The sequence below is a fragment of the Capnocytophaga leadbetteri genome (assembly GCF_003054025.1).
In the GTDB taxonomy this organism is placed as follows: Bacteria; Bacteroidota; Bacteroidia; order Flavobacteriales; family Flavobacteriaceae; genus Capnocytophaga; species Capnocytophaga leadbetteri.
The window spans coordinates 127,205-135,949 of sequence record NZ_QBKG01000006.1 but is presented as its reverse complement, the minus strand read 5'-3'; the positions used below and the strand labels follow the sequence as shown (position 1 = coordinate 135,949).

6 protein-coding genes are annotated in these 8,745 nt (G+C 38.7%); all 6 read left to right on the top strand.

Going from position 1 to position 8,745, the window contains the following annotated elements; translation table 11 throughout:
- On the top strand, positions 1-258 hold a 258-nt coding region (locus C8P65_RS07110), incomplete at its 5' end, for a T9SS type B sorting domain-containing protein (protein WP_146162924.1).
- A 308-nt stretch (positions 259-566) separates the two neighbouring features.
- The gene (locus C8P65_RS07105) at positions 567-1,358 is read left to right on the top strand and encodes an HAD family hydrolase (RefSeq protein ID WP_107782211.1); all 792 of its coding nucleotides are present in this window, start codon (positions 567-569) and stop codon (positions 1,356-1,358) included.
- A gap of 10 nt (positions 1,359-1,368) precedes the next feature.
- Positions 1,369-2,130 (top strand): acyl-[acyl-carrier-protein] thioesterase, encoded by a 762-nt coding sequence (locus C8P65_RS07100; RefSeq protein WP_107782210.1) that lies wholly within the window; start codon positions 1,369-1,371, stop codon positions 2,128-2,130.
- Positions 2,131-2,275: 145 nt separating this feature from the next.
- On the top strand, positions 2,276-5,371 hold the full coding sequence (locus tag C8P65_RS07095) for a SusC/RagA family TonB-linked outer membrane protein (RefSeq protein WP_107782209.1): 3,096 nt from the start codon (positions 2,276-2,278) through the stop codon (positions 5,369-5,371).
- A 25-nt stretch (positions 5,372-5,396) separates the two neighbouring features.
- Complete coding sequence (locus C8P65_RS07090; protein ID WP_107782208.1) at positions 5,397-7,184, top strand: RagB/SusD family nutrient uptake outer membrane protein; 1,788 nt, start codon at positions 5,397-5,399, stop codon at positions 7,182-7,184.
- An 83-nt stretch (positions 7,185-7,267) separates the two neighbouring features.
- Complete coding sequence (locus C8P65_RS07085; protein WP_107782207.1) at positions 7,268-8,710, top strand: beta-N-acetylhexosaminidase; 1,443 nt, start codon at positions 7,268-7,270, stop codon at positions 8,708-8,710.
- Positions 8,711-8,745 lie beyond the last annotated feature (35 nt).

Here is an 8,745-nt window from a genome sequence, read left to right as displayed (position 1 = left end):
AACCACTTCCACATAGCAGGTATAGAAGCCTACCCAGATAATACAGTACGCATCTACAACCGTTGGGGCGTAAAAGTATGGGAGGTACAAAGCTACGACAACGTACGCAACGTGTTCAAAGGCATTTCTAACGGACGAGTAACGATAGAAGCCGCCGACAAGTTGCCACAAGGCACTTACTATTATGTCATCGAATATGTAGATGAGAACAACCAAAAACAAACAATGGTAGGTTGGTTATACTTGAAGAAAGATTAGCCAATTTCATAATAAAAAAGCTCAGGACATTAAATCCTGAGCTTTTTTTATTACCTATACAAGATACAGGATGAGCGAACAATGAGCGAACAATGAGCGAACAATGAGCGAACGATAAGACAATATATCCTAATCCCCCAGCCCTCCCATTCTTCCCAGCCTTCACATTCCTCCCAAATTATCTCATCGCCAAATCATCTCATTGGCAAATCATCTCATTGGCAAATTATCTCATTGGCAAATTATCTCATCGCCAAATCGCTAAATTGGCAAATTATTTTGTATCTTTGCCGCAAAATCTTATTCGTATGATAAAACTAATAGTCTCGGACATTGACGGTACCCTCGTCAATAGTCAAAAAGAAATACCTCACCTTTTTTGGGAAGTGTTTGAGCAAGTGCATCAAAAAGGAATCCTCTTTTGTGTAGCCAGCGGGCGACAAATTCAGAGTCTCTATGAGTTGTTTGCACCTATTAAGCACCTTATTGCTTTTGCACCCGACAATGGGGCTTCTCTTGTTTATCAAGGGCGCACCCTCTTCGAGCGCCCAATGGATTTTGCTTCTTACCTGCCTATATTGCGTACTTGCGCCCAAATAGATCGCATAGGGGTAGCCCTCTGTGGCAAGAAGAGCGCTTATATAAAAACAGATAGTGAGTGGATTTTTAACGAGATAGCACGTCATTACCCAGCTCATACGCAAGTAACTGATTTTGCTAATATAGACGATGAGATTTTTAAAATCACGGTTTGCGATGAGGGTATCTCTCGCCTCAATTCTTATCCGTATTTGCAACAATATAACAAAGATTTCAACGTAGTGGTGTCGGGCGAAATATGGTTAGACATCACCCGTAAAGATGTGAATAAAGGTGATGCTATCGCTCATTTGCAAGCACATTTAGATATTACTCCAGACGAAACGATGGTTTTTGGTGATCATCTAAATGATGTAGAGATGATACAATGTGCCACTCACAGCTATGCGATGAAAAATGCCGAAGAAGAACTTAAAGCTCTTGCTGCCCACGTCACCGAATACGACAATAATGAAGCTGGCGTAGTGCGAACCATTCAAAAAGTAATTCAAAATTTATAAATTTATTAAAATGGATAATAAAACAATCTTTACAGAAACCTATAAAGTGCGTAGCACACAGGTAAACCTTAATAATCAATTAGGACTTTATGGTGTACTCGGTATGCTACAAGATATAGCTGCCGAACACGCTTCTTACCTCGGTTTTGGTTATCGTCAGCTCATACAGAAAGGCTTTTTCTGGGCATTGGTGCAACAAAAACTCAAAATGACCCGTTGGCCTGAGTGGAATGAGCAAATCACAGTACATACGTGGTCACTACCTATACAAGGGGTATATGCTTTTCGCGAATTCGAACTTTACTGCAAAGGAGAGAAAATAGGCGAGAGTACCAGCACTTGGATAACTATGGACATTCAGTCTCGCCGTCCTATTGAGCTAACCGACCAGCAAGAAATATTCTTTCCTCGCACAGAGGGCGGACTTTCCTTTCGCACGGAGCGCATCACCTTACCCAGCGAAATGCAGTTAGTAAAAGAGTTCCCTGTGCGCGTCAGCGATTTAGATATGAACTCGCACGTAAACAATGTAAAATACACCCAGTGGGCACTCGATATGATGACAGAGCGCAATCACCGCGAATTTGTTATCAAAGAGTACAGTATCAATTTCCTATCAGAAACCTTTATGGGCGATGTGATGCAAGGCTTTAAGAGCAAAGGGCGATATTTAGATGAAGCTCATAATGTGGTAGAAACTTACCACTATGCCCAAAAGATAGGAGGAGCCAAACCTGCTTTTATATCACATTGGATTGCAGAGAGAATATAATTTTGTTTCTTGTTTTTTCTTTGTATTATAAGGACTGTTAATTTTTTAATAAAATAAATCACAAAAAAACTTCTAAAATATTTGTTTATTTTTCTTTTTTATCGCATCTTTGCCGTGTGAAAAACCAATAGAAAGTTTTAGAAGTATGGAAAGAAAAGTCTTCTTACTGCTAATGTTAGTATGGGGTTTTAGCCCTGTGCTCTTAGCGCAAAACAAACAAATTTCCGGTATAGTAACCGATGAAACAGGCTCACCTCTACCAGGGGTGAGTGTACAAGTGAAAGCCACTACACACGGTATTGCTACCGATATGGACGGAAAATACGCCATAGAGGCAGCACAAGGTAGTGTATTGGTGTTTAGTTCAGTAGGCTATGCTACCCAAGAGAGAACTGTAGGGGCAGCAAAGGTGCAAAAGCTTAACGTAATGTTAAAAGAAGACACCCAACAGCTTACCGAAGTAGTAGTAGTAGGGTATGGTACTCAGAAGAAAACAAATCTTACAGGAGCAGTAGCTTCAGTAGATAGTAAAAAACTTGAGAGTCGCCCTTCGTCAAACATTGTAAAAACACTGCAAGGTTCAGTGCCTGGTGTTACTATTATTTCGCGTCCAGGAGGTACGTCTCTTAACATTCGTGGTAGAGGTAACTTAGGTAGTTCAAGCCCTCTATACATAGTAGATGGTATGGAGGTAAGTAGTGGTTTCTTTGAATCCCTTGACCCTAATAGCATTGAAAACATCTCTTTTCTCAAAGATGCTTCATCAGCAGCTATTTATGGTGCAAAAGCTGCCTATGGGGTAGTGCTTGTTACTACTAAATCAGGTAAGAAAGGCGTAATGCAAATTAGTTATGATGGCTCTACCACTATACAGATGCCTACTTATTTGCCTAAAGTGGTAAGTTCAGCCCAATATGCTGAAATGTATAGAGAAGCCGAGCGCAATACAGGGGTAACAGAGGCTAATCTTACTTTCAATGATGAGATGATACGTAAATATCGCGATGGTTCAGACCCAGATCGCTATCCTAATACTAATTGGTTTGATCTTATCTTGCGAAAACAAAGTTTTTTAAATAAACATAATATTCAGTTTTCAGGAGGTTCAGATAAATTTACCTATGTAGTAGGTGTTGGCTTTCTTAAAGACGAAAGTATGACACGTGGGCAAGATACCAAACGTTATAATATCAATTCTAAAACATCTTCTGAAGTAAAAAAATGGCTTACTATTACTTCTAATATAAATGTAGTATACGAGAAGTTTAATAGAGATAACGGAGGTGCAAATTTTGTTGAATCGTTGCGAGTACCTCCTACTCAAGTAGCTAAACACTCTAACGGAGAGTGGGGGTCAGTGCGAAATGGTAGGCAAACTACGGGCGAAGAAACTTCAGCTAACCCATTGCGTCAATGGGCAGAAAACGGGCGTGCCAATTCTACTACTCGCCGTTTGTTAGGTTCTTTATCTGCAGAAATACGCCCTATGAAAGATGTTAAAATTACCAATCAATTTGGGTATAACTATTTAGATTATCGTGGATTTTCATTTATCAATAAACGTAAAGGGGTACCTAGTTTTTTAAATCCTGCTGTTACTAATATTGCTGGGTCTGGTTCTAAAGTAAACCAAATGGATATGGATTGGTTATACTCAGATAAGTTTTCTTATGATGGTTGGCTAAATTATGACCCCGTTTTTAATGAAAAACATTCACTAACAGTAATGCTTGGAGCAGCCGCTAATGTGTACAAATACAGACGTATCACTATAGGACGTAAAAACTTTGCAAGTAATAGTATGAATGATTTTACCGGAGGTTCAGTAAAAGAAGGTGACCAAATTACTACTAATAGTAAGGATGAGGATTATTACTTAGATGAAAGTATAGGTTCCTTTTTTGGTAGGTTAGGCTATACGTATGCTCAAAAATATCTTCTTGAAGCCAATTTCCGTGCCGATGCTTCTTCACGTTTTGCTAAACAAGGGCGCTGGGGCTATTTTCCTTCTTTTTCAGCAGGTTGGCGTGTAGAACAAGAAGATTTTATGAAAAATCTTACTTGGATTGATGCGCTCAAACTACGTGCTTCTTGGGGTAAGAATGGTAATATCAATAACATAGGTTTGTACGATACATATTCTACCTATAATAATACAGGGACAGCTCTAATAGGAGGGCAAAGCCAATCAGTGCTTACAGAAGGAAGAATTGGTAATAAAGACCTTACTTGGGAAAGTACTACTACTACCGACTTTGGTATAGACTTGAGTATAGCTAAAGGTCTTTTTGGACTTACTTTTGACTATTATAACCGTCTTACTGATGGTATCCTAATTCGTGCAAATGATATAATGGGAGAGACAGGACTTTCATCAAGTCAGATACCTGCACGCAATGTAGGAAAGGTACGTAATAAAGGAGTAGAATTTGTAGTTTCTCACCATAAAGAGTTTAATGACTTTTCATATAATATCTCTTTCAATGCTACTTATAACAAGAATATCATTGAAGATTTAGGGGATAAAGTAGATGAACTTCCTCCAAGCGGCTACTGGATCTATAAAAAAGGTGGTTCTATAGGCGATTTCTATATGTATGAAGCCGATGGACTTTATTCAAAAGACGATATTGCTAATAATAGAATTATACCGTTAGAAGATCAAGCTCCTGAAGAAGGTATGATACGCTATGTAGATCAAGATGGTAATAAGGTTATAAATTCTAAAGACCGTACAGTAGTAGGTAATGATGTACCTAATTTTACTTATGGTTTCAACTTAGATATCAATTATAAGAAGTTTACTCTTTCAGTTCTAGGGCAAGGAGTAGCCAATGTAAAGGTATATTTAGAAAATGAAGCCTCACAAGCATTTTTTGATAACTCAGTACCCCGTGATTGGCAATTAGATTATTGGACAGCTAACAATCAGGGAGCAAGCTATCCTAAACTATTTGTCCCTTCAGACCCTCGATTCAAATACAATAGCCATAATTCTTCTTTCTGGTTATTTAACGCTGCTTATTTCAGAATTAAGAATATTACTCTTAGTTACTCTTTGCCAAATAATGTGCAAAAAATGTTAGGAGTTACTAATGCACGTGTATATATTTCAGGCGATAACCTCTTTACTTTCAGAGCTGATAAACGTATGAAAGACTTTGACCCCGAAGTAGCTAGTGGTCGTGGCTATTCATTAGGTATTAAAAATTATACCGCTGGTCTTTCTTTTTCATTCTAACTTTAATTTAAATACAGAATAAATAATGAAAACAATCATACAAAAAATGCTTGCTGCTGTTGCTTTGATGGCAATAGTGAGTTGTAGTGATGATTTCTTTGAGAAAACACCACAAGGAAGCTTAGACCCTTCAAAAATAGATGCTGAATTAGCGGTTGGTCTTAGAAATAATATCTATAACCAAATACCAGAAGGATATGGAAGTATCTTTACAGATGGTTTTGCCGATAACGGATATTCCCGAAATGCTTGGGATAGCAATGGGGCAGCCGTACAAAATAACTCGCTTACGGCAAGTTTAGATTTTGGTTACGAAGGCTATTATTCATCTGTACGCGTTTGTAATCAATTACTCGAAAAAATAGATGATTTTACTGAAGTACCTGCTAATGATAGAGAAAAGTATAAGTACGAAGCACGAACAATGCGTGCTTGGGTTTATGGCTGTCTGACCCTCTACTTTGGTGATGTTCCTCTTGTGACTAAAATTGCTAATGATTACCCTGATGGATTACCGAAAACTTCTGCTACTGAAATTAGAACTTGGGTGCTTAAAGAGTTAGACCAAGCCATAGCAGGGCTCCCTTCTGTTAATGATAGAGGTACTTTTAACAAGGTAAAAGCATATGCTATCAAAGCTCGTCTTGCTTATTACTTTGGTAAATATGACCAAGCTGAAACTGCTGCTCGTTATGTGATAGATAACGGAGGTTATCAGTTACACCAAATAACAGCACTTACCCCTCAAATGATGAAAGATGCTGAATATTTTAAAAAGTTTGTTGATTTTTCAGCTTATGGGCTTAGTGAAACAGATTTTATAAAAGGTATTTTTAACTATCAGGATATTTGGCAAGCTGATAATAGCAAAGAAACTATCATTGCTAAAGAGTATGCACCTAACGAACGCGAATGCGATTGGGTACGAGTTACTTGTCTAATGACACCTAACTTAGTCGAAAAACAAGCATGGGCTACAATTGTGCCTATACAAGAATTAGTAGATGCTTATTGGGCAGCAGATGGTAAAACACGCCCAACCCTTGCTACAATGCAGCAACGTATCGATGCTTACAAAGCATTGGCAGCAGAAGTGAGTGCTATAGAAACAAATAATCATCTTACTTATAGCCAAGCAGTCAATAGTATAGTTAACTCATTGCCAAATAAAGCCTACTTAAGTCAGTTTAAAAACAGAGATAGCCGTTTGTACGCTTCAATTCTTTTCCCTTTCTCAGCTATTAATAAATATCGTGCTGATGAATACCAGCAATATATACCTGATGTGGTAAATTATGGGCGTAGTGGTTATGCTTTTAGAAAGATGAGTGGAGCAGACGATGTGACTACTATATGGGGAGGAGGTTATTATGGTACTGGAGTAGATTTCCCCGTAATTCGATTGGCTGAAATGTTGCTCATTTATGCTGAAGCTCATACTCAAAATACAGGCTATGATGGTTCTGCAGTGGCTGAACTTAACAAACTACGAGTACGGGCAGGTATGCCTAATGTGCCTACAGCTCTTTCGAAAAACGATGCTCTTGACTTTATCCGCAAAGAACGCCGTATAGAACTTGCCGGTGAAGGATTGCGGTTCTTTGATATTAGGCTGTATGAAGATAACCAGCGAAATGGTGGTTATAAAGGCAGTGAAGCTGCAAGTGCAGTAATGACAGGTAAAATTTATGATGTAGTAGGAAATCCAGGAGTGGATAAGGTATGGAATCAACGTTTAATGTATATGCCACTGCCTACTACAGCTTTAGATAAAAACAAAAATTCAGGAATGAACCAAAATCCAGGATATTAATTTGAACTTTATAGATAATAAGAGCAACTGTCTGAGAGAAAATGTTTTTCTTTTAGGCAGTGCTCTTTTGAATTCTAACACTTATGAAACTATATTATTTTTTACTTTTGTTTAGTTGGGGGCTTTCGGCACAGATAAATGTAGTGCCTCAGCCTAATGAAGTGCGTTATCACAAAGGCACTTGTGCTATTGATACGCCTATTACTTATTTAAAAGATGCGCAAATAGCTCATCCTGAAGGTTATCAGTTGCTTATTCAACCTAAGAAAATAGTGGCTAAATACGCTACTGAAGCAGGTAAATACTATGCTGAGCAAACACTTAAGCAGTTGGTATTTCAGGCAAAAAAAGAACGCAAAAAGTCGTTGCCTTGCCTTACTATTACTGATGCGCCTCGTTTTGCCTACCGTGCCCTAATGGTCGATCCTGCTCGTCATTATTGGAAGATAGACTACCTAAAGAAGTATATAGATGTGATGTCTCAGTACAAATTCAACTACCTACACCTACATCTTAATGACGACCAAGGCTGGCGTATAGAGATAAAAAAATACCCTAAACTGACTGAGATAGGGTCAAAACGCAAGAACTTCGAGGGTAGTAAGCGCAATAATGAGGGCTTTTATACTCAAGAACAGATGAAAGAGTTGGTGCGCTACGCTTTAGAGCGCAATGTACAGCTAATACCAGAGTTTGATATCCCTGGTCATAATGATGCGGCAGTAGCAGCTTATCCTTTCCTTAGTTGCAATGATACAATTATAGAGGTACGCACTACAGCAGGGGTTTCTAAAAACTTGTTGTGTGTAAGCAAAGAGTCCGTTTATACATTTGTAGATGATGTTATCAGCGAGTTGTCAGAGGTGTTCCCTTGCAAGTATTTCCATATTGGGGGTGATGAAGCGCCCTTAGATAAATGGCTTGAAAATACTGGAGTACAACAGCTTAAGAAAAAACTGCAGACTACTGACGACCAGCAGTTGATGAGTTACTTTTTCAAAAGAGTAAATGAGTCCTTAGTGAAAAACGGCAAGCAACCGCTCATATGGATGGAGCTAGAAGTCCCTACTTATCCAGAGAATAGTATAATGTTTTTGTGGCGGATGCGTACTACCCCTAAAGTGTTAGAGCGGGCATTAAAAGACAATTTCAAAGTGATATGTTCGCCTGGGGAGTATGCCTATTTCGACTATCCACAAGCAAAAGACGACCTTCCTAATGTAGGTTGGATGCCTACCCTTAGCCTGCAACGTGTGTATGAGTTCAATCCTGCTTTTACGCTTACAACCGAACAAGAAAAGCAACATATTTTGGGGGTAGAAGCAACTATTTGGGGCGAAAGCGTAAAAGATCTTTTTAGGGCTTTTTATATGACCTATCCACGGGCACTTGCTCTTTCAGAAGTAGGCTGGACACAGATGCCACAACGTTCTTGGCAGACATTTGTAGACCGCTTAGAGGGGCAGCTTAGCTATCTATGGCATCAGGGGGTGAACTATAGAGTACCAGTAGAGTTAGCAAATTAATTGTCGATAGTCAATTGTCAATTGTCAATTATTTT

What these genes read in the sequence shown, in the direction of transcription:
- C8P65_RS07105 (WP_107782211.1), top strand. Translation starts at nt 567, where the DNA reads ATGATAAAACTAATAGTCTCGGACATTGACGGTACCCTCGTCAATAGT.
- C8P65_RS07100 (WP_107782210.1), top strand. Translation starts at nt 1,369, where the DNA reads ATGGATAATAAAACAATCTTTACAGAAACCTATAAAGTGCGTAGCACA.
- C8P65_RS07095 (WP_107782209.1), top strand. Translation starts at nt 2,276, where the DNA reads ATGGAAAGAAAAGTCTTCTTACTGCTAATGTTAGTATGGGGTTTTAGC.
- C8P65_RS07090 (WP_107782208.1), top strand. Translation starts at nt 5,397, where the DNA reads ATGAAAACAATCATACAAAAAATGCTTGCTGCTGTTGCTTTGATGGCA.
- C8P65_RS07085 (WP_107782207.1), top strand. Translation starts at nt 7,268, where the DNA reads ATGAAACTATATTATTTTTTACTTTTGTTTAGTTGGGGGCTTTCGGCA.